We start from the raw sequence: 23880 nt of genomic DNA, 5'->3' as shown, positions 1-23880 counted from the left end.
TTTTTCACTTACCTATAGCAATCTTTTATGCTGCTGACTTAATAGATTCTTCTGCAATCCTACCAATTGCACTTATATTGATCATGTCTGCCGACACATTCGGGGAAACCCGAATCAAGGGGAAATTGATATTTGTTTTTGCACTCAATGAGCTTGACGCTTCCCAGATTGTATTTTTTATTGTTTTTACAATACCTTCAGTATCCATTTCAAAATGCTTCATAAGATCTAATATCGACCCGGTTGCCCCATAATAGAAACCATGTCCTCTAAGAAGGCCTGGCTTCTTAGACAAGTTTTCAAGAATAGCTTTTGCTACTAATGACTCTAAAATCATAGGATTACCATTATAAACAACAAGAACAGGAATACCATCTTCCAGCAAATTTACAAAACCTCCGTCTAATGCCTTGGGATTTATCACGTTAATAACTCGTACATTTATTTTTTCTCTTTGAAGAAGTTTGCCTGCAGCTACAGATGAACTAACTGGAAATCCGCTTGCGACAATAATAATCTTCGGCTTTTCCTTAGGCAGTGCTTCAAAAACCACATGATAACCTCGGCTGATATCGTAATCATCATTTTTTTCTATTGATGACAACATCGGTGCCGTATGCGTCCTTATATAAACAGGCCCCTTGTTTTCACTCAAAGCCTGGTTTAGGCAATCGTACAAATCATGAACATCTGTGGGTTCAAGCATTGTAATTTGCGGCATTGTTGCTATCATGCCCGGCTGGCCACTTGACTGATGTGTCGGACCGTTAAATGCTCCGCAAATACCGGCGTCACATGTGATAAAAATCACATTTCCATCACCTTGAGCGCACGCATGAATCTGGTCTGCCGCCCGATATAAAAATTCATCCCCAACCATTACAACAACCCGCGAATTAGGATCGGTCACGGACATGCCGTGAGCCATCGCAACCATATGCTGTTCCTTCAAGCCCACATCCACATACGATCCCAACCGATTTAAGGTATCTGGCTCCACTCTAAAAGACGGTAAAAAATCGGCGGATAGCGAATGAATATTAAAAGGCCTGCCGTTTTTTTCCAATTCTACATTTAACTTTTCAAAGTAGTCCTGTAACGCCTTAACCATATTATCGTAATTTTTGTTTTGATCAACTTTTATATTGATTTGCGATGCCACAAATTGCCGCTCCTTTGGCGCAGGCATTGGCGCCACCCCGCTTATAGCATCTTTTATAAATTCAATGCAACTGGCATCACCTATTTTATCCTGTTCAGCCTGCTCAATTTTCAACATATCATCCCAGCTGTATCCGAATCCCTCCAGCTCCCTTCCGCTATGCACGCCGGTCCTATGCTGCTCAATCCCCGGGATCCCCTTGCCCTTGATCGTGTTCGCTATAATAAGCGTGGGTTTATCTTTATAATAAGCGTTGTTATAAGCATTGAGTATCAAAACAATATCATGTCCATCTTCTATTTCAATGACATTCCAACCGTATCCTTCCCAAAGCTTCTTTAAATCCACCGCGCTCTCTATCTCTTTTGTGGGAAATGTGAGCTGTTTTGCGTTCTTGTCAATAATGCATACCAGATTATCCAACTTTAAATGCGCAACGTTCCTTGCCGCCTCTGCCACATTTCCTTCTTGTTCTTCCCCATCTCCCAAGAACGTATATACTTTATACGGTCTATTTTCCATCTTAGCTATCCTAGCCGAACCTGCTCCATACGAAAGAAGCATCCCCAGAGACCCGCTCGGCGTTATATCAACTCCCGGTACCATACGATAATCCTCATGCCCCGGCAGAGTCGCGCCGTATTTCCTATATGTATAAAGTTTATCTTTTGGAAAAAAACCTGCCATGGAAAGAATGGGATAATGAACTGGTCCTAAGTGTCCCCGCATAAGAACCCTATCGCGGTTTGGATTTTTTGGATTATCCGGATCATAATGCAATATACCACCGAAATATAATACGGTTAGGAGCTCAACACTTGAAAGTGATCCACCAAGATGGCCGGATTTAGCTTCTTTTAAAATCTTATAAATCCACTTTCTAACTTCGCTTGAAGTATATTTTAGATTTTTAATTAAAACTCTGCGTTTCATAATTGAAAGAAGCCGTTTTCTCAAATCATTTTTATTTGTAGAAGCTCTAAGTATCCTTTCTTCATCAGAATTAAAAGACGGCTCTGCAACAATAAAACCTCGTAATTTATAATATCCATAACTTGCTTCAGAAAACAAAGAATCTGCAGCGTTCATAACAAGCAGCTCAAAAACTTTATTCTTTTTCGCCGCAGCTGAAGCATCCTTATTTGGTAAATAGTAGTAATAATTAGCCATAAAATCCTGCATCTTTTTGCCCTTAAGGACAAATCCGTTTTTTGACAAAAGATCATTTATTGTTTGATAGAGCGGCTCGGGAACAACTATTCTAACCCCAATATAATCATTAGCTATTTCTGCGCCATTTCGTAATAGTCTCAGAACAAAATCCTTTACTTTTTCTCTGTCCCGAATTTCGTTTAAAGGAATTCTCAAGCCATATTTTTTTACAAGTTTTAAATAAATGCTCAAAGGCTTTTTCAAGCGATACTCCAAATCCAAATCTAAATTCTCGGATTTTTTGATTATTTCCTTTATGCGACCGGACATGTCTCTTGCCAAAATCGCTGCATTTCCATAATATTCGCCGAAGGCATCGTTTATTCCATTGGCCATACCAGGAAAAGTCCGCGCAAAACATAATTCGCGCATATTAGAAGCTAACTCCCCAAAACCAAGCATATACGCAAGCGGAATATAAACTTGATTTGCCTTAATTATAACATTTTCCGCCATGTCCTTTGATTCGCATTTAGCAAGTTCTTCAAGCTCAGCGAGCTTTTTCCGTATTGCCTTTTCAGCTTCTTGAGTATTTTTAAATGCCGTTATTTTATTATCAATATCTTTTTTATATACCTTCTCTTCAATCTTAAATTGAGAGTAAGCTATAGCAACATCCCTCATCCCCATTAGCACTTCATTTGGGATATTATCTAAGTGATTTTTTAAATAACCATATAAAGGTAAGATTATCTTTGATATTTCTTCGTCCAATGCTGCGATTTCTTCGGATGGAAGGGAACCGAATATTCGTACTTTTTCTTTTAACAATGCCAAGGACTCTGTTAATGACAATTGATATTCTGGCAGTAAATTATCAATATATGGTTCAGTCAGCGCGATAAGACTTTCCTTTAAACGCGAGAAACCCAACATCTCGGCCAAAGGCGCGTACATATCGCAGACTCGTCTAGCCAAAAATCTCTGTTTATATATTTCAAAGTTGCTTGGATTAAGCGGAAATCTTTTTTTAATGCTCACAAAAGGAAACGCATTGTTAAACAATCTTTCTGCCTTTGACACGCCTTCGTAAAAAGTTTTTTCTTCCGTATACGGTTCATCTCCTTTGACCTTCACTTTAAAACTTGCTGCGGCATCTAAATACATAGCAATAAATACAAGCTTTAAAAGGGTTTCATCTCCCTTAACAGCTTTATATATAGATGCATACGCATCATAAAGTTTTTCTTCGTCATCTTGGTTTTTTCTAAAAACATCATTGAGACTATGAATTCTTATTATCGTATACAATTCATTTGAAATTCTATCCTTAAGGATTTCACACGCCTTATTTTCGTGGTCCACAAACGTTATGATTATCCTTTCCGGGTCTTTTTTAACCTCTTCGGGGATTTTTTCATACTCATTCTCGCTCAAAATTTTTCCATCAACCTTAATTTCAACGCAATCTTTCTTACCTATATCATGCAGAAAAGTAAAATCAAAGAAAAACTTAATGTGCTGAATCGCCATCTGCCGCCAATCTTCCGGGACATTTGTGTTTTCGCCGTTTATTAATTTTTTTAGACATTCAAGCATTTTCTTTATGTGATCGTTCAAAACATGACCCTCAGCATGAGTTCCGTAAGACTGCGGGACGGTATAGATTTTCGAATCAAGCTGATACGCTTTTTCATATTCCCGTAGAAGAGTGTCATAACCCCATAAAGATAAACCATGTCCCTTGTTATAATCAAGACCTGGGATAGCAACGGGGAGCCGTCCTATTGGTTCCATTTCTCCAAATATTACTTTAGCCGCTGCGCACAAAGATTCCTGTGATGTATTATATATAGCTATATAAGCATCAATATCTGAAAATTCAAGAATATCGTATGGTGCTCCCGTTGCTACTACTACAATCTTTTTTTTGTCCTTAAATTTTTCCACTATTGCTTTTACCAAATCGGCCTGATTTTTCTCCCCCTTTATGATATCTGGCAAAAACGCGTTGTATGTTTGAATGATAATCGTGTCAAACTTTTCACATTTTTTTAATGTGTCTTCCCTTATTTTTCCCATATCAGTAACTTTGTCAGGTCTTAGATCGACCGGCAATTCCTCAGCATCCGAGGAACGAGACCTTATCTCATCATAAATGGAAAAATCGTTACACCATACTTTATCCGTAAAAGCTGACATACAAGGTTTGATGGTTAAAATCAAAGTTTTAGCACCCAAAGCTGGACTAAGCGGCAGTGTCACGTTCCTATTCTTAATTAAAGTCGCAGACTTGTCTCCTATTTCCTGCATTATTTTTTTAGTCTCGTCGGTCCGGAGAATCCTGGTAAGGTTCTCTGCGTTTAAAGATTCGGTAACGCCATATTTAATCATCAGCCGGATTAGTTTTCTGAATGACTTATTTATTCTTTCCTCGCTAAAACATTGTGCCGCGTTTATTACCTTTTCGCGAATAATTTTATACTCAGCCATTTTCCTATCGTTTGCTTCATGCTCTTCCTGCGGTTCTCTCCTATAAGTAAAATCTTGGGTGAAAAGCATTATATCCACTCCAGCCTTGAAAGCATCGATAGCCGCATCAGCAGGATTTTTGCCGATATTTTTATAATAATTCTTCAGGGAATCCATAGTCAAGCCATCAGTAAGTATAAGCCCATTAAATCCTAATTCTTCTCTTAATTTTCTTACAGCTTCCGGGGAAACGGTAACAGGTTTATCCTCTATATCCCATCCCTTCACTCTAGTATGAGCCAACATTATACTTTCAACTCCCGCTTCTATGGCAGCTTTATAAGGTGCTATGTCATCATCTGTAACTTCTATAATGCCTAACAAGCCGGCATGAGCGTCTTCCTCGTTGCGCCCATAAGTTGGGAAGTGTTTAACAGTAGCAATTACACCGTTGTCCTGCAGACCTTTAACAAATGCGGCGACTAATCCCGGAATTTTGTCGATATCGCAACCAAAAGATCTTGTCCCCACATCCCTATTTAAATAATTATAAAACAAATCCGCATCTGGCGCATAATCCCATGTTATTCCTGATGCCTTCAACTCTTTCGCCATAACGGATACAATCCTATAAACAAGCGAAGCGGCTTCGTCTGCATTCTGTATCGCACCAAGCGCCATATTGCCAGGCCCTACTGTGTGAAATTGATTTAATTCACTTAACCGTCCGCCTTCTTGGTTTATCGTAAGCATAAGTGGAAGGTCTATACTTTCAATTATAGAATTTATATGTTGCGTTATTTCCCTTGGAGATTGTATAGCTCTCTCGCAAATTTGAAACAAGTCCTCTCCAAATTTCTCTCTAATACGTTTATGTTCAGGCAAATCTAATGGTTTGGGCGTGTTTGGCCAAAGAAGCATGAGAAGCTTGTCCTCTTTGCTCATTTCTAATAATAGTTTGTCTTCAAGCGTTTTAGCTGCGGATTCCCGCACAACTTCTGCTTCATCATGAAGCAATAACTTAAGAATTCTTGTATTAGTGTTCTTATTTCGCGCAACCATGAGCCGCACATCTCTTTCTTCATATGTCTTGTCTCCACATAAGTATTGCAAAATATCTTGTGGCGTAAAAGGATTTTTAGCAAGCGCATAACGGACAATCCATACCGCCTGGGATGCAATAATGCTAAGAACCTTCTCGTCCTTGATGTTGAGGGCAATTAGATATGCGTAAATTGATGATTTTTTTGACAAAGCAATATATTTTTCTCTCGTAAGATGACTATTAAATATATCTTTTCTCCAATTATAAATTTCTTTAAGATTGGGTAATGAATTCCTTTTTTCAACTTCATCAAATACTTTTTTTCTTAATTTTTTCGTAATCCTTGTGATATTTTTTGCGTGTCGTTCGTATTCAGCTATCACGTTATGCTTTGATGGCCATTGCAGGTCAACCGCTATCTTTTCAATAACATTTCTTTCCAGTATATTATCTTTCACGTCGTATTTATTACAAGCGTTTCTCATTAAAAGAAAAAAGTTAAGCGCATCGTTAATTTCAGAATGATCTTTATCAGAAAAAATGGTATTGTTCTCAAAAGGATTTTGCACAAATCTATTTTTTGTAATCAAACAGCATATCTGACCTAACCATATAAGACGGCTAATATCCCTCAATGTGCCTTTGGCTTTTTTTAAATCCATTAAATTATCTCTACCAGCGGGCGAGGATCCCAAACAGGCAAAATTGAAAAATAACTGTTCCAGAAAATCCGATTTAAGTTCTTGTTTAGCATTTTCTATTTCAAGACCTGCGTCCGGAGAACCGGCAAAAAGTGTAAGTTCGCTAAATCTTACTCTATCCATAGCGCTTGATAGCGATTTTTCATTAAGGCCCGTTTTGATAAATGACTGAATCCTTGGAGATACCTTACCAAAACCTAATCCGGAAATCACATCTTTTAAGAAGTTATATAATTCTTCTATAATAACCGGCGGTATATTATCACCGGCATAAAGTGCAAAATCAAAATCAGAACCGCTTACTGCCCACCCGCGCGAATGGCTGCCATAACAAAAAAGACCTATTTGGCTAAGCCATTCTTTGATATCATTCCTCGCCAGATAGTATTCATATGCCATGGAAACAGCAAATATGTTCAATTCGCTTATCTTCTCAGTAATATCGAGCCCCTTGAGCGAATTACGTGTATTTGCATCAATCTTCTCTCTCTGCGCCGTCATAAATGAACGTATCGTTTTAATAAATTCATCTTTGCTTTGAGCGAATAATAGGGCAAGTGCATTGCCGTCGCCATCTTCGGCCTCTGCGGACTTTCTGAGTTCATCTCTATGCTGTTCAATATAACTTGTAAGGGCTTGCTCAAGCAGATATCGCCTCCGCATGTAATAAAATTTATCCAACAGATATTCAGTGGCCTCTATTAGTTTTAATCCTATCGCTGCGGGAACATTAACCTGTTCCGTTTGTCCTGCTACAGCCGCATATACAGTAAACCCTCCTTTTCTGTTCGTCAGCTGAAAATCGTTGCCGCCACGGTTACCACGATCTCCAACCGAGCCTATATTCTCAGGATCAATTTGGTGTTTTTTCATCAAATATCGTAAAGCGCGAACCTTGTCAGCACCTTTTAAAACAACGTCAATAGTGCTGTAAGCCGTATGCAAATCATATTTACCTTTAAGGAGGGGGTCGGCGTCCAATATTATTTCTAAGCGTTGTTGTGTTTCTAGTTTCTTTTTCTCTTCTAAATCTTTGGCTAATTTTAGTGAAAATGAATAGCCTTTTTTTCGTAAACTAATTCCAGAAACACACTCTGCAAATTCACTTTTTTTAAGTTCCGCATAAATAGCATTTTGTTTATCCATATTAAAAATAGGATCTCCAATAATATCTTCTCTCTTGGACAGATCGGCGCTATTGACTGCGTATGTTCCATTCTCTGGAAAAAAATAAAAGCGCGATAATATATCAAGCGATAACTTCCGTTCTCTAATTTCATACACAATGTCATCATAAATTTGCAGCAGCCCTGGCTCGTGGAAAGATTTTTGATAATCATCTGGGGAAATACATCTGCCGGATGCTATTCCGATATATCCCCCAAGAAAAAGCAGATCAACGAGTCTTTTAATAATCCGAGGGGGCACAATTCCATTGGATTCGGCCAAAGTACCGTCTACATCAAATAAGAATGCCTTATACTGCTGCGCCAAAGCATGTTTGAGTTTTTGCTTTTCCCTTTCTTCAAAATCTATAGAGCTCGCATAATGCGCAGCGCCAAGGGCGCTAATATATGAGGGATTGCCGCTTTTGTATAAACTAATTGAGGCCTTGATCTCTGGAAAACTATTTCTTAAAATAACTGTTGCTTCTTTCACTATAGCCTCGCCAAATTTTCCCGTTGAAAGACCGCCCCCAACAATTATATGCTCAACCGGCCAATGGTTATAAACATTCACAACCGCTTCAGCAAGATACCTGCCCATAGTTTTGGCTATTTTTAGCGCGGTCTCATTGCCATTATCCGCTTGCGATACTATATGCCTCGCCCATTCAGGCGATATGTCTGAAACATCGTCATTAAGAATACCGGCATTCTTTCCTTCTCTGACAACACCTCTTACGGTCAGATAACGGCCGATTGTTCCGGGAACACCGTCTTCGGCTCCACTACCTTTATTGTTTAAATCAATCCTCGAGAAATGAATTTCGCACAATCCGGATGCGTTTCTTCCATCTTTGTCAATATATCCAAATGCGACGCCTGAACCGAGGCCAAGATATGCAGCATTTATTTTTCCTTGTGAATACGCGGCTTGGAATGCACCCATATGCCCATCATTTCTTATTGTAACTGGTATCACCGGTCCAAACTTGTTGCTTTTATTGACCCAGTCTTCGATGTATTCTGCCAATTTCGAGACAATTTGTGCGCTACCAGGGCCCAGCGTTTGGCACACATGATTGTCATGCGCGACTTTACCGTCTTTAACGGCGGCATTCAAAGAAATACCGATACCGTCTATTTTAATTTCTTTGCCAATTTGCTTCTTAGCCAATCTTTTACGGGCAACCTTTATAGCCTTTTTGACAAACTTAATATATCCTTGGATGTTTCTTTTCTCATAAATGCTCTCTTTAATTTTTCCAAGGATAATTTCTTCATCACAATTGATAGCTGCAAGCTTCACACTCGATCCACCAATATCCACGCCAATATACGTACCTGTACTATTATGATATGATTTAGAAGGATTTCTTTGCTTCTGAACAAATTGCGGGACTTTAGCTGCTGGGTCATAAGAGCGGGAGAATTGAATCTTAAAAGAACCTTCTCCGTAATAAGATTCAAGCCTACCTTTTACTCTCTCATATAGCCTATTCTCCATTAAATTTCGATTAACAATATTTTCCCATCCTGCGGGACATACTATAGTGCATTCTGTGCCCCCGTTATTAAGCATTGCGTTTAAGATTCGCCCTATTACATATTCCGATAAAACTTCTTTATATATTTCGGAAAGCTTGTCGGGAAGGTTTATTTTAAAATCATTTGTCCCTTCTTCTCGCATCTCAAACGGAAAATAAACCGAGATATTTTCTTTTCCGGGCTTACCGGCTGACCACGTAAATATCTTTTTAACATTATTCAATGAAATAAAACTTCCCGTGCCAAATATCAACTCTTTTGCAACAGCTTTCAATTCCGATTTTCGCCTCTCTCTATCTCTTTTTTGACATAAAGACAATTTTTCGACAAGCCAGTTATCGAGAGCTTTCTGAACATTCCCTGGTATTTTTTTTGCATCATCTATTAATTTTTTTATAACATCCTCGGCATCCTCGGCTGAACATTCTGCCTCTTCCCCAAGTTTGAATTCATACTCGGCCGAAATATGGCGCAGGCTCCTATGCGCATAATGGACTAATTTGACTCGCGTAATCGTTATAGGCACAAAGTAATCTTTTTGCTTCCTTTTCTTCCAGGAAATGAAAAGATTATTAAGTTGTTGATTAATTTTCTTTATATTTTCCCGACCGGGTATTTCCTTTAAAAAGCCAAGGGCTACATGACATTGACCGTTCATGTCATGTTCTCTGATATTAAATCCAGCCTCGTCTCTTAATCTTTGCCTAAATTTGGTTAATATAGCCGTTGATTTATCATCAACAGATGAACCCAAAATAATAATTTCCCCACCCTCATTAATATATATCCTGTCCAGCTTTACTGTATATTGTTCTGTGTCTGAAATAATTTTAAGCATTTCTTTTATATTTTCGCGTTTTAATGAGTCTATCGGCTCATTGGGATGTGAATAATCTCCGCCCCTAATGGCGCCTACGGTCATATGCATATGAAATGTTTCATAACAATGAACATTTTTTCCGAATACTCTTTTTAACATTTTAGTTATACGATTAGCTTTGCCAAGAAAATCCTTACCACCGCTGTCCTCTTTTTTAAAAGAACACCCCATAACCAGCGTTGGGGCATATACAAAAAAACCTGGATAATTTTTTAATGAAGCGATATCTGTTTTATGTTGATCTTGTTCCGCAGATGAAAAAACAGGACTTGCTAACTGTGTTGCGATACTGCCGGGTCCTATTTTTTTTGTAACAATAGTAGCGGAAGGTCTTAAATGAATTTGGGATATGGATAAAAAGTCAACATTATCAAAAGGCGCGGTCTGTGTCGCAGTACTTAAAAGAATACTTATTAATACCATCAAACTTATGTATTTTCTGATTATCATCTTTTTATGTCCTGCTCATTTTACCCGTTGCATAAAAGTCTTTATTTTACTAAAAATATAACGTAACCTTTTTACTTCAACAATAAATCAATTACTAAAAGCTCCATAGGAAAGAATGTTAATATTATCTTTTTTTAAATATTTTTAATTCACAAATTAAGTATACATCAAAAAACTTTTCCGGGCAAGTATCATTTTGATAATATAGTATTATTTATATAAGGTAATTTATTCTTTAAAAACTTATACTCTATGTAATTTCATTTTCACCAGTCATTGGCCTTGGAATTAATTGTTTTTGAAAAATAACCGCCTGTTAAAGCATCAATATTAGCCGTAAGTTCGTCCAGCCTGATTTGTTTTAGCCTGGCCTGCGCTTCATCGCGGATACTATTACCGGAGAGTTCTTCCATCAATCTTAATCTTTCAAAATATATTTTTGTCACTTCATCCAATATATCATTTCTTAACTGAACCATGAGCCTGGAGCGGGAATCAATATTTGTCTGATGATAGCTCCAGATCAATTCAGCAAGATCCCAGTTTAGTTTTATCCCCCATCCTATGTCTCTATCTTTAGGGCCTTCTATAAAGATATCGGGGTCGCTGGTGCCGCCTCTGTCAAGTTCTATGGTTTTATTATAATCTCCATCCAGGCTCAAGCTTAAATCAGGCATAAGTGCCTGCGCTTGCGCGGCCTTGCGCATCCATTTAATCTTTTCCGGAGATACCTCCGCGTATTCAATAGCAGCCTGCTGTATCTCGGATATGCCAGGCTCCCGCGCACAAGAGCCCTGCATGCCGGCTTCGTATACCGGGCCATCTGCAGAGCTGTGCAGAGCCATCTTAAATAAACCATTTCGCGTTGCAGCAAAGGCAAAACCGCTTTCAAGGCTATAGTCAATCATATTTATCTGTAAATTAGCCAGGCCCGCGGAACAATCCTTCCATCTGCCTTCTTTATATTCATATTTAAAAATACCTCCGGGGCCTGCGCCAAGCAAATATTCCGGACCGGCCGTTATATAGTTGATTTTCCGGTTCGTCAGACCCTCTGAATTCAATCTGGTCCAGCTATTACCTCCGATTGGCGCTGTTAAAACACCCCTGGCGGTGCATATATATACCGCGTCCTTGTGTATAGCGATAGAGCCTGGCGCATTATTATTATTTTCCGAAACATCTTCATCGCTCGGTTCGGATGAGTCTTCGTCTCCGGTTTCTTCCTCAAATTCAATCAGATTATACACCTTATCCCAATAATCACTTTCCGGCCTCTGATAATATACTCCATCATAAGCACATACATAAATAAACCCTTCGCCGGCGTAGACATCCCTTATTTCTTTATTTATAAAATATCCTTCGGCAGACCAATGCGCGCCCGCGTCACTGCTTTTGTATAATCCCCTGCGCGTGCCAATTATGATTTTATCATTCTGAATAGAATGCGCCATGCAGCTCACGTCTGTTTGCGCCTCGTCCAAACCTCTATACTGTTTTATCCACGAGTTGCCGCGGTCAACGCTAACATATAATCCGTTTGTGGTTGCGGCATAGATAAAAAATCGTCCGTCCGGATTATATGAAAGGCTGTTTATCTTTTCGTTTTCTCCTGTCAACATAAATATCCTGTCCCAGCTTTTACCCCCGTCAAGGCTTTTATATATACCCTTGCCTCCGGCGGCTAAAACAAGCCCGGGGAAACGATTAATAATACTTACCGCGTTAACCACAGCCTCATCAATACCGATATCGGACTTGCGCCACAAACACTCCTCCGCGGCCAGATTAAATGCCGCGCACAAAATTAAAAAGGAAAAAACAAATAGAGATAATACCCATTTTTTAAATCTCAAGACCGCCGGATGCGATAATCCCGCGGGCCTTGCATTTGACTTTTTCGTTTTACCGCGCGCCATTTCAAACCTCCTTTTTTACCCCACCGCGGTTATATTGTCCGATGAACCCTTATATCAATATTTTGATTTTTTGTCAACTACTTTTATTTTTCATCAAATTCAGCGCGCTAAATTTGATTATACTTCAAATCCTCTTGACAAGAGAAGGCAATTCTGTTACATTAGAATAACCATGGATATGGCAGAAAAGATACGCGGCCTGCGTAAAGAAAAAGGCCTTACCTTAAAAGCGCTTTCTCTTTCAAGCGGCGTCGCTTTAGCTACATTAAGCAGGATTGAAACCGGCAAGATGAGAGGGACTGTTGAATCTCATAAAGCCATAGCATCGGCCCTTGGCCAAACCCTTTCTCAACTATATAGCAATCTGGAAAATAAAAAAACCCCTATTGAATACCAGAATATTGAGAACCGGACGGATCTTTTTCTCCATAATGATAAGGCGTCCTATCACATGCTTACCAGCAATATACTCTCAAAAAAAATGATGCCTGTCATGCTGAAGCTGTCTTCAGGGGGCAGGACCAGTATTGAACGGCCCTGCGCGGCCGCGGAAAAATTCCTGTATGTGCTTAGAGGCTGCGTTGAAGTGGTTATCGGAAAAACAAGGCATGTCTTAAAAAAATCGGAGACACTCTATTTTAACGCCGGTTTAAGCCATTATATAAAAAATCCCCGTAAAGACGAGGCCTTGATTATATGCGTTACTACCCCGCCGGCGCTATAGGAGGTGCGTAATGAAAAAACAGGTCCTGGTATGCGATGATGAAAGAGGGGTCCGCGAATCCCTGAAACTGATACTCTGCGATAAATACGATGTGATATTTGCTGAAAGCGGGGCTCAAGCCATTGAGCTGATAAATCAAAATCAGGAAATTAAATGCCTTTTACTTGACATAAAAATGCCTCCGCCAAACGGCATTGAGCTGTTAAAATACCTTAAAGACCGGAGCATCAGCGTCCCGGTCATTGTAATAACAGGCTACCAAAGCGTTGAAACCGCCGCCGAATCTTTGAACAACGGCGCGGTAAGCTATATCACCAAACCGTTTCGCTCGGAATCCGTTTTAGACGCTTTGGAAAAAGCCATCTCTTAACCCGCAGGCTCGCGGCATGTTTTTCTATTACACGACATCTCTTCTTACTGTCATAACATCTCTTGCCTTGGGTATATTTGTATTTTTTAAAAATCCCAGTAATAAGCTCCATGTGTCGCTTTTTCGCATGAATACCGTCGTTGCCGCCTGGAGCTTTTTTCTTTTCTTCCACTACGCCAGCAGGACACATCAACAGGCAATGGCTACGCTATACGCGTTGCACTGCGCGGCGATATTGATACCGGCCTGTTTCGTCCACCTCGCCTGCGACCTGCTTGATATTGCCAATCCCGCGCGCGTAAGGATCCCTTATATTATCTGCGGCGCTTTTATCCCTCTCGTCTATTCCCCGTATTTTATCAACGGCATAAAACAAAAATATATTTTTAGATATTACGCTAATGCCGGGGATTTATATGTACTATGGATTATCACGTATTGCCTTATGACAGGATACGGCCTTCATCTGATGATAAGCCGTTACCGGGCTTCTTCCGCGATAAAAAAAATTCAAATACGTTATATCCTTTGCGCCTCACTGATAGGTTTTGCCGGAGCGGCTACCATATATTTTCTTTTTTACGATATATCAATACCCCCTTTCGGGGAGCATATTATATTTCTCTATCCGGTAATATTTTCCATAGGGGTGCTTAAACACGACGCGCTGGAACTGAACATCGCCATAAAAAGAACCATAGTCTACTCCGTATCAATAGCTCTTATTACCTTCGCGTATCTTATAATCGTCTTATTATCAGAACGTTTTCTGCAGGACGCCGTGGGGTATCAATCCATCGGCATCAGCGTCGGCGCCGCTATCGTAATAGCGCTCATATTCAGCCCTTTAAAAAACCGGGTTGAAAAAATCATAGAAAAATTCTACATGCAGAATGCCTATCAAAGAATGCAAAAAGAACTTATGGAATCCGATAAGAGCAGGGCGCTGGCACACCTGGCGGCGGGACTCGCGCATGAGATACGCAATCCCCTGACCGCCATCAAGACATTTTGTGAATTCTTGCCCAAAAAGTTTAACGATAAGAACTTCAGGCAGGACTTTTCAAGAATAGTAAACGATGAAACCGAAAAGATAGGCTCGCTCATTGACCAACTGCTTGAATTCGCGAAACCGTCATCGTTGAAGATATCCGCTTGCGACGTAAAACAGGCCCTTGACTATACCCTAAACCTGCTTTCAGCGGAAACACTCAAGTCTAATATCAGGGTGATAAAAGACTATGGCCAATGCGATCACATCATACAAGCAGACACCGTTAAATTAAAACACGTATTTTTCAACATAATAAAAAACGGCCTTGAGTCAATGGGCGGAAACGGTGTGATCAGAGTCGTAACAAAGCGGACACCGGGAAGGTTAAACATAGATATTCAAGACACCGGATGCGGTATCGGAGAAAAAAATCTCGTCAGGATATTTGAACCGTTTTTTTCGCTCAAAACCAACGGCACCGGGCTTGGCCTGCCGGTGTCACAAAGTATAATCCTTGAACACAAAGGCTCAATCTATGCCAAAAGCTCTCCGGGGGCAGGGACAACATTCACAATATCGTTACCGATATGCTTTTAAAAATATCTGACGCCCCCCGCAATACCTTCTTGCGCGGTTTCTATGCCGGTTAAACGCGCCCTGCTAAAAAAACAAATATTTATTCACAGACATTGGCAAAGGGTCTGTTCTCACCGGATGAAGCAGGCCCCTGTTGAGATTGTTGAATATACGCCGATGTTATAAGCAAGGCGCCAAAAGGCACCACAAAAAGGCTTATAATAAGTCCCACAAACGGTATCTGGCCGGCCAAACCGTTTATCACTATATAAATAACGGCTAAAGCCAGGTTTATCCAAAAACCGTTGCCCTTAACCATATTCCAGCTTGCCTTTAAAGAGTCTACCGGGCCATACCCCTTGTCAACTGCCATAAAATATGAATAAAGCCACATGGTCATAAGCAAGATTCCGGGTATGATCAAAAGCAAAAACCCTGCGAATATGGCAAACCCTTGTAAAAAGAACAGCCCGAACAAAGGCCAAAACCTGTTCAGTGTCTTGAAAATGTCATTAAACTCTATTTTCTTGTCAGGACTGCGCATGGCATTAAGAACCATATAGCAATAACCGCCGAACAAAGGCCCTGACATTATCAATAAGGTAAACAAGGATATCAACTGAAAGACAAGCGTTGTCAGCAAAAGCATGGGGATATTGACCTTATAGACACTAAACGCCTCAATAAAACATCTTTTTATATCAAGTTGTTTTGCCTCCATTCATTACCTCCTGTTTTTTTGAAAACGTTTATATCAATAGCGGGGCGAAGCAAATCTGACTATGTAATATGCCGTCTTGGCCCCTCGGCTGTCATGCCGGCACATTATGACATACAAGTCCAGGGTCAATACGCCTTAACAGGCCTTTGAGTACCGTACCCGGACCTATTTCAAAAAAATGTTTAATGCCGCGGGAGGCAACTTTCCTTATAGAATCCTCCCATCGGGTGGTAAGGCTTATCTGATCCACGAGATTGGCCTTTATCATATCGGGATTGTCTTGAGCAAAAGCGGTGACATTACTGATAACAGGTATCTTGGGGGGCATAAATTGCATATCCTTTAATACCTTATCCAGTTTATGGCAGGCCTGCGCCATTAGCGCCGAATGGAAGGGTCCGCTCACGTCAAGGACAATAACCCGCTTCGCGCCTTTTTCCTTTGCTAATACAGACGCGCTGTCAATAGACTCTATTGAACCCGATATAACAATCTGTCCGGGGCAATTAAGGTTTGCCACCTGGGCCTTTGAATGCCGGCATATATCTTCAACCTGCTCCAGGTCCAGGCCGATAATGCAGGCCATTTTGCCGGGGTTGTCGTTAGAGGCCTCTTCCATAAACAGCCCCCTTGACCTGACAAGCTTAACGGCATCGCTAAAACATATAGCCTCCGCGCATACTAAGGCGCTGTATTCACCAAGGCTAAGCCCAAGCGTCACTTGAGGCACATAATCACAACTTGACAATAGATGAACACGCAATGCCGCGATAGATGAAACTAATATCGCAGCCTGGCAATTCCGGGTCATAGTCAATTCTTTTTCAGGGCCCTCAAAGCAAAGCCTCTTAAGGTCAAAACCGAGTATCTCGTTTGCCTGTTCAAATGTCCTGCGGGCTATCTCATGATTATCATAAAGCTCTTTCCCCATGCCGACATATTGAGCTCCCTGTCCGGGAAATATAAAAGCAGATTCTACCATTTTATTACAATAGACCCCCATGTAAAACCGGCGCCAAAAGCAACGAGCACGATAATATCGCCCTTCTTTATCCTTTTTTCATCAACAGCCTCGCAAAGGGCCATTATGGTTGACGCGGCCGAGACATTACCGTATTTGGCCACATTAAGATATACCTTGTCTTCGGGAAGGCCTATCCTCTGCCTTACGGAATTTATTATTCTCATATTAGCCTGGTGCGGAATAAGAAGGGATATGTCCTTGCATCCCAATTTGGCTTCGCAAACCGCCCGCGTAGCGGCATCAGCCATAATCCTGACAGCGGATTTAAATACCTCGCTGCCGCTCATCTTTATATAATGGAGCCTGTTCTTGACCGTATCCATTGAAGCGGGATTTTTTGACCCGCCTGCGGGTAGATACAAAAGGTTGGCCAGGTCACCGTCAGAGCCAAGATAATAAGACAGTATGCCTCCTGAAGCAACCGGCTGCAGCACGGCGGCTCCGGCGCCATCTCCAAACAAAGCACAGGTATTTCTGTCTGTATAATCGGTAACGGAACTCAAAACCTCAACACCTATGACAAGAGCGTTTTTATAAGCACCCGAACATATAAACTGCTTCGCGGAGACTAAGCCGTAAATAAAACCTGAACATGCCGCCCCTAAATCAAAACACGCGGCGTTCTTTGCCCCCAGTTTGGATTGGACAAAGCAGGCCGTGGACGGGAAAGGCATATCGGGGGTAATGGTGGCAACAATGATAAGGTCCAAATCTTCGGGTTTGATCTTTGCCGCTTCCATAGCTTTACGCGCCGCGCTCACCGCCAGATCGCTTGATGCCGTTCCCGGCTGCGCTATCCGTCTTTTTTTTATGCCTGTCCTTGTCGTTATCCATTCATCCGAAGTATCAACCATTTTTTCAAGGTCATGATTCGTCAAAACCTTTTTCGGCACACACATGCCGATACCTGTGATTCCTACCGATCTGCCTGTTTTCATTTAGGACAATCCCCTTCCTGCCGGGCTATAGCTTCAATAATGTGCTGGTTAACCTCAAGCTTAACAAATTCCGCCGCCTCTCTTATGGCGTTTTTTATAGCCTTGGCGGACGAACCTCCGTGGCATATAATACATACTCCGTTAACTCCTAATAAAGGGGCTCCGCCGTATTCGGAATAATCTATTTCTTTTTTCAATGCCTTAAAGGCAGGCATGCTTAAAAGAGCGCCTATCTGCGTCAAGAAACCCTGCTTGAGCTTTCTTTTGAGAAAAACGGTCAACGTGTGAGCCAAGGATTCCGATACCTTCAGAACCACGTTTCCGACAAATCCGTCGCAGACAATAACGTCATATTCACCTGTATATATATCGCCGCCTTCAACATTTCCCGTAAATTTTATACCGCTGGCATTAAGCAATCTATGTGTCTCTTTTATAAAATCCGTCCCTTTTGCCTCCTCTTCCCCGACATTAAGCAGGCCGATTCTTGCCGTTTTTTTACCGAACAGATATTTTTGAAGAACATCCCCCATAATGGCATACTGCAGGAGGTGTTCAGGCTTGGGATGAATATTGGCTCCGACATCAATAAGCACGCATAGATCTTTCAGGGTAGGATATATAAGGCCTATCCCCGGCCTTTGCACTCCGTTTAAAAGGCCCATTCTTAACGCGACAGCGCACACAACCGCGCCTGTATTGCCTGCTGACACGAAAGCCTCAACCTTACCGTCACGCAGCAGCCTCGCGCTGACATTGATGGAAGAATCTCTCTTCTTGCGGACGCTCAATGCCGCCGGTTCATCCATGCCAATTACCTCCGAGGCATGGCAAACTGATATGGCGTGGGTAGCGTGAACGCCTCTTTTAAAAAGCTCGTGTTGTATTTTTTCATTGTCGCCGACAAGGACGATATCGTATCCGAACTCCTTGCAGGCAAGTAAAGCGCCTTCTATCACAACGTTCGGCGCATTATCTCCGCCCATAGCGTCTACAGCAATACGCATAGAAAACCTTCTCCTATTCAGGCTTTATGTTTTTTGGCCTTTTCCTTCTTAGAAACCACTTGTCTGCCTTTATAATAACCGCATTGGGCGCACACCCTGTGCCCCATAATAATACTACCGCAATTAGGGCATTTGGCAAGAGAAGGCTCGGACAGCTTATAATGAGTGCGCCTTTTTCTACCCCTCGCTTTTGAATGTCTCCTCTTTGGTAATCCCATTTCAAGCCTCCAATTTTTTAGATATTGTTCCTGACCGGCCATAGGTTAAAATCGGCCGGGACAGAATGGATAATAACGACTTAAATATTAATCTCTATGACCTTTTTCCTGCTGTTAAAACCCGATACTATGCGGACATCTGACCTGCGCGCTTTAAAATATCCGGCAATAACCCTTACCAACGCTTCATTGGCCTTGCCATCAACCGGCGCGGCTTTCAGATAAACCTTATAATCACTGCCGGGGCATTGTTTGACCTCGTCCCTTGACGCCCTGGGCTGGACCTTTACACTAAATTTCATTTGAGCCTTTGCGCCAGGTCTACTAATGTGTGCACTAAAAAACTCTGGGCAAAAATCAAGCCCAATATGGCAATAATAGGCGAAACGTCAACTGCCCAAAATTGCATCTTTAATCCTTTTCTGATAGGGCTTAAAATAGGCTCTGTGGCGCGCTGTAAAAACTGAACTATGGGATTAAAAGGATCAGGGTTTACCCAACTTATAAGCGCCTTGACTATTATCATCCAATAGAGCAATGTTATAACAATATCAAGTATCTTTGCTACACTCATAATGAAATTACCTAGAACAAACATAAAAAATACCTCTTTATTTTTATGACTACTTGATATTACCCCTGCGGATCCTAATCCGGGCCAAGCTGTCTTGATCTGTCAAAAGCGGCTTTCACGGCGTCTTGCACAATAGCCTCAAACCCGCGTTTTTTAAAAACATCTAATGCCGCCTCTGTTGTCCCGCCTTTTGAAGCCACATCCTGCTTAAGAGAGGCGGGGCATTTGCCCAGGCTGTACTGTAGAAAACTAGCACCGAATATTGTCTGGGTTACAAGCTCAAAGGCCAGGTCTTTTTTAATCCCCAAAGATACCGCTGATTTGGCCATAGCTTCCATCAGCAGAAAAAGATACGCCGGCCCGCTACCCGATACGGCTGTCACGGCATTCATATGCCTTTCACTCAACACAAGCGTCTTACCGATACAATTAAATATTAACTCCGCGCTGCGCCTGTCCCGGTCTGTTACCGCACTGCTGTAAGACAAAACCGTCATCGCGCGATGGACAAACGCGGGCATATTAGGCATGGCCCTAACGATTCTCTTAACACGCCCCTTTTGCCTGATAAAACTTATTGTTTTACCTGCTGCTATAGATATCAAAAGCCTGCTCTTTAAGGCATGCGACATATCCTCAAGGGCAGAACCCATATCTTGAGGCTTAACCGCCATTATGATAATATCGCTTTTCAGGCAAACATCAATATTAGAATGTGAACCAAAAACGCCGTAATTGGAACGCAGATAACCCAGCCTGGCCGCATCCTTGTCCGCGACAAAAATATGCGATTTACCCGGATATCCTTTGAGCGTCAACCCTTTTAATATGGCTTCGCCCATTTTACCGAATCCGATAATTGCTATCTTCAAACTTGTACCCTTAACCGGCCTGGTTGTTGAATATGGCTGAACCTATCCTGACAATAGTAGCGCCTTCTTCAACAGCTGTTTCAAAATCCTGTGTCATCCCCATAGAAAGCTCTTTGATGCTCCGGTAACCGGCGGAGATAACACCATCCCTTAGCGCGCGCAGGCTGTTAAAATAAGGCCTTGCATCCTCTTTGTTCCTGGCCATAGGCGCTATTGTCATAAGACCTGTCAGATTAACATTGGGTAAACGTGATGCCTCTTCCACAAAGCTAAAGATATCACTGGGGCTAATACCGTATTTGGAACTTTCACCTGATATGTTCACCTCAACCAGACAATCAATATGTTTGCCCAACGCGTATGCCTGCTTGTCTATCTCGCGGGCAAGATGAATGCTGTCAAGGGAATGTATAATATCAAATATGCTAAGGCAAAGGGCCGCTTTGTTCGTCTGAAGATGGCCTATCATATGCCATTTGGCGTTTTTTGCCGTTTTACCGAGCAAATTATATTTCAAAAGAGCATCCTTGACCCTGTTCTCCGCTATGTCCGAAACGCCTGACATTAAAACTTCCTGGAGCTGTCTGATATCGGCTGTTTTAGTAACAGGCAGTAACCTGATCTCTGCCGGGTTACGACCCGCTCTTTTTGCCGCCTTTTCTATCCTTTCTTTAACCAGAGCAAGGTTTCTGATTACCATTTGGCATACTTTAACATAATATAATATTCAAGTCAATAAATTTATGTCCCGAAGGCAGGCAATTCTTAAGCCCTAAATGCAAGAATATTTTAAAAATAATCGTTGTAAAGCCCTTTAGCGTATTCGGATAAAGCCAATAGCCAATTTTTGGGGCCTAATTTTAACAATGATAGTTTTGACTGCCTGGTTTCAGCTCCCAGCTGAAGCAACCCGGCGGCGACAAAATACACATGACAAGGTAAAGGCTTGGGTAAAGCGCCTAAACCTATTATGCGTCCTATACGTACCGGTATACCTAAGACAGATTCGGCCAACTCAATGCAACCATCCATAGTTACCGATTGGCCGCACATGACAACACCGCTGGGTATATTGCCCAGACAGCCTGAACCCTTTAACTCTTTTTTAATCTCTTTGAATATGCGCGTATACTCTTCAGCGAGAATACCCCTTAGATCCGGTTTTTGAGAAAGCTTTTTGGGCATTATACCGGCCGGTATAATCAATTCTCCTCCGGAGCTGTCAAGCGAGAACCTCTCTATCTTGAATCGTTCAGCTTCTACTTCAGGCACGCATAATTCGCTGGCAAGCCTTTTTGTGATATCTCTGCCACCAATAGCCAATGCCTTCAGAAATACCGGTCTTGATTGAGAAACAACCAGTATATCGGTCATATCTGAACCAATATCAACAAATGCCACCCCAAGGCTTTTTTCATGGTCCGGAACAACAGCCTTTAATCCGGCTAATGACGAAATGACGGTGTCCTCAATGCCAAGCCCTGAATATTTTACCGCTTTTTCAATATTATCTATCACCGATATCTTTGCCGTGACAAGGAACATATTTGTCTCAAGCTTCATTCCAAACATGCCCACAGGATTGGCTACGCCCGGCTCCGAATCAACGATAAAATCCCCCCTGGAAGAGTAAATAATGCCTCTTTCATACGGCATGTGCACAGACTTAGCGCTGGCAATGACCCTGTCTACATCATGCCTGGTTATCTCGTTATCCTTATCAGATATCACTACCTCGCCATGAGACAAAAAACCTTTTAAATGCGTGCCTGACACGCTTAAAAAAACGGACTGCACTTTTTTACCACTAATATCTTCGGCCTCGCAAACGGCCGCTGACACGGCATCTGAAAGCCCTTTTATGTCAGAGACCACTCCTTTCTTAAAACAATCATGGTATCCAACGCCATAGCCTAAAATATTCAATGCTCCTTTTTGCTCTGGCATATCGGATATAAGACAGCTTACCTTTGATGAGCCTATGTCAAGGGCTGCAATAAAGGCCTCTTTTTTCTTCATCCGCGTCAATCCCTTTCATCAGCAGAAAATATCATCAATACGGCCGCTGTCGCGCTGTCTGCTGTCAACAGGGCACGACAACAACATCCTCAAACCTTAAATCTATAACTTTTGCTTTACGTCGTCTTGATAATAAATCGTTTAAAACTTTTTTGATGGTATCCAGCTTGTCCTTAACCCGGTACGAACCCAATTCAATCCTTGTCCCGTCCTCAAGTATCAAAGCTGGGTTGTCTATGTCATAGACATTGACCTCTTTCACCTTGAAATCATCCGGAAGGCAAGAGTCTTTGGCGATATCATTAATATCCTTTATTATGCCTATGGCATGAACCAGTTGCTGTCTGTATTCATGCCTGCCGCCTGATAACAGCTTCGGGTTTACATTGATGCCCGAGACTACCGTAAGAGCAGGCTGTTTTGATAAAAGAGGCGGAGGTATGATAACTGCGTCATCGGAGACAAGATAATAACTGCCTGATTCTATCTGGCAGACAGGTTTTCTTAATCTATAAGACACAAACAACATGTCCGGCAAACGCCTATAAACGACCGCGTCCCTGATTTCAGGATAATCCCTCTCTATGTCATATTCACATCTTTTTATATCCAAAAGAAATATATTTATACCCTTGTTTGAATACAAATCCCGCGCCATGGACGTCTCAAGTTTGGCGCTGGACCTGTCCATGACCTCAATATACTTAATATTAAAATAATCGGAATGAATCAGTATATGCCAAATGCCTTTAACAATAAGAGCTGATATGAGGATAATAAACAAAAAAGGTACAAGCCTTATAATGATATCCAGCAGGAAAAATATCCGTCTTCCGGCTTTAGGTTTTCTCGTGTTACGCGCAAACCTTTTTTCTTTCTTGGCCATGGCCAAAATCTCTTTCGTTTTTAAAAAAACAATTGTAATAGAATATGCGCAAATAGCAGGCGGATTCTTATTTAATGTCCGCCGCCCTGGCCTTTGCGCTTTTCATTATACGCTTATCAACAGCATGCTCTAATATCTCAAGGCACATACGGGTAAAATCAATGCCGTCCGCTTTAGCTGCCTTGGGCAGAAGGCTTGTCTGGGTAAAACCCGGTATTGTATTGACCTCCAGCACGGTTATAGTGTTATCAGCCGCATCCAACATCATATCTACCCTTGATAGGGATTCGCAGCCCAAGGCCTTGTGGGCGGCCAAAGCCAGGCCGCGGGCGCGGCGAGAAACAAAATCAGGGATATCCGCAGGCACGGTATACTCACTAGCGCCTTGCGTATATTTTGAATAATAATCATAGAATCCGCTTTTAGGCCGTATAGAAATAACAGGCAGCGGCCTATCGCCCA

General features: G+C 41.6%; 17 protein-coding genes. 3 read left to right on the top strand and 14 right to left on the bottom strand.

Annotated elements, in window-relative coordinates; genetic code table 11:
- Nucleotides 1–25: 25 nt before the first annotated feature.
- Together PHV77_02675 and PHV77_02670 are read right to left on the bottom strand one after the other, a co-directional pair.
- A complete protein-coding gene (locus PHV77_02675; protein MDD5504203.1) occupies nt 26–10573 on the bottom strand; it encodes an ROK family protein in 10548 nt (3515 codons plus the stop codon).
- 266 nt (nt 10574–10839) lie between these two features.
- A complete protein-coding gene (locus PHV77_02670; GenBank protein MDD5504202.1) occupies nt 10840–12495 on the bottom strand; it encodes a hypothetical protein in 1656 nt (551 codons plus the stop codon).
- 178 nt (nt 12496–12673) lie between these two features.
- On the opposite strand from PHV77_02670, the gene PHV77_02665 reads away from it, so the two are divergent.
- From PHV77_02665 to PHV77_02655, 3 genes are read left to right on the top strand one after another with little or no spacing between them, the layout of a single operon-like run.
- Nucleotides 12674–13219, top strand: a complete 546-nt coding sequence (locus PHV77_02665; protein MDD5504201.1) for an XRE family transcriptional regulator — start codon at nt 12674–12676, stop codon at nt 13217–13219.
- Nucleotides 13220–13229: 10 nt separating this feature from the next.
- Complete coding sequence (locus PHV77_02660; protein ID MDD5504200.1) at nt 13230–13589, top strand: response regulator; 360 nt, start codon at nt 13230–13232, stop codon at nt 13587–13589.
- Nucleotides 13590–13605: 16 nt separating this feature from the next.
- Nucleotides 13606–15180 (top strand): ATP-binding protein, encoded by a 1575-nt coding sequence (locus PHV77_02655; GenBank protein ID MDD5504199.1) that lies wholly within the window; start codon nt 13606–13608, stop codon nt 15178–15180.
- A gap of 79 nt (nt 15181–15259) precedes the next feature.
- Here the strand turns inward: PHV77_02655 and PHV77_02650 are convergent, their stop codons facing one another.
- From PHV77_02650 to PHV77_02595, 12 genes are all read right to left on the bottom strand, one after another.
- Complete coding sequence (locus PHV77_02650) at nt 15260–15880, bottom strand: hypothetical protein (GenBank protein MDD5504198.1); 621 nt, start codon at nt 15878–15880, stop codon at nt 15260–15262.
- Nucleotides 15881–15971: 91 nt separating this feature from the next.
- Nucleotides 15972–16862, bottom strand: coding sequence for an ACP S-malonyltransferase (fabD, locus tag PHV77_02645; protein MDD5504197.1), 891 nt, complete (start codon nt 16860–16862; stop codon nt 15972–15974).
- A complete protein-coding gene (locus PHV77_02640) occupies nt 16856–17842 on the bottom strand; it encodes a ketoacyl-ACP synthase III (protein ID MDD5504196.1) in 987 nt (328 codons plus the stop codon). The genes fabD and PHV77_02640 overlap by 7 nt, the downstream gene beginning before the upstream one ends.
- Nucleotides 17839–18849 carry a phosphate acyltransferase PlsX gene (gene plsX, locus PHV77_02635; protein ID MDD5504195.1) on the bottom strand — a complete coding sequence of 337 codons (1011 nt, stop codon included), beginning with the start codon at nt 18847–18849 and terminating at the stop codon, nt 17839–17841. Before plsX ends, PHV77_02640 begins: the two co-directional genes overlap by 4 nt.
- Before the next feature lie 17 nt (nt 18850–18866).
- Nucleotides 18867–19067: a 50S ribosomal protein L32 gene (gene rpmF, locus PHV77_02630; protein MDD5504194.1), complete on the bottom strand. Its 201-nt coding sequence runs from the start codon at nt 19065–19067 to the stop codon at nt 18867–18869.
- 80 nt (nt 19068–19147) lie between these two features.
- On the bottom strand, nt 19148–19369 hold the full coding sequence (locus tag PHV77_02625; protein MDD5504193.1) for a DUF167 domain-containing protein: 222 nt from the start codon (nt 19367–19369) through the stop codon (nt 19148–19150).
- Nucleotides 19366–19665, bottom strand: a complete 300-nt coding sequence (locus PHV77_02620) for a YggT family protein (GenBank protein ID MDD5504192.1) — start codon at nt 19663–19665, stop codon at nt 19366–19368. Before PHV77_02620 ends, PHV77_02625 begins: the two co-directional genes overlap by 4 nt.
- A 50-nt stretch (nt 19666–19715) precedes the next feature.
- Entirely contained in the window at nt 19716–20513 is a 798-nt protein-coding gene (gene proC / locus PHV77_02615) for a pyrroline-5-carboxylate reductase (GenBank protein ID MDD5504191.1), read from the bottom strand.
- A 10-nt stretch (nt 20514–20523) separates the two neighbouring features.
- A complete protein-coding gene (locus tag PHV77_02610) occupies nt 20524–21213 on the bottom strand; it encodes a YggS family pyridoxal phosphate-dependent enzyme (protein ID MDD5504190.1) in 690 nt (229 codons plus the stop codon).
- A gap of 89 nt (nt 21214–21302) precedes the next feature.
- On the bottom strand, nt 21303–22532 hold the full coding sequence (gene ftsA, locus PHV77_02605; GenBank protein ID MDD5504189.1) for a cell division protein FtsA: 1230 nt from the start codon (nt 22530–22532) through the stop codon (nt 21303–21305).
- A 64-nt stretch (nt 22533–22596) separates the two neighbouring features.
- On the bottom strand, nt 22597–23418 hold the full coding sequence (locus PHV77_02600; GenBank protein ID MDD5504188.1) for a cell division protein FtsQ/DivIB: 822 nt from the start codon (nt 23416–23418) through the stop codon (nt 22597–22599).
- Between the two features lie 67 nt (nt 23419–23485).
- Nucleotides 23486–23880 (bottom strand): hypothetical protein (locus tag PHV77_02595; protein MDD5504187.1); only part of this gene is annotated, 395 nt, incomplete at its 5' end.

Source organism: Candidatus Omnitrophota bacterium (assembly GCA_028716165.1).
Taxonomy (GTDB): Bacteria; Omnitrophota; Gorgyraeia; order JABMRG01; family JABMRG01; genus JAQUQI01.
The sequence above is the reverse complement of the archived record's forward strand: the minus strand, read 5'-3'. Positions and strand labels throughout refer to the sequence as shown.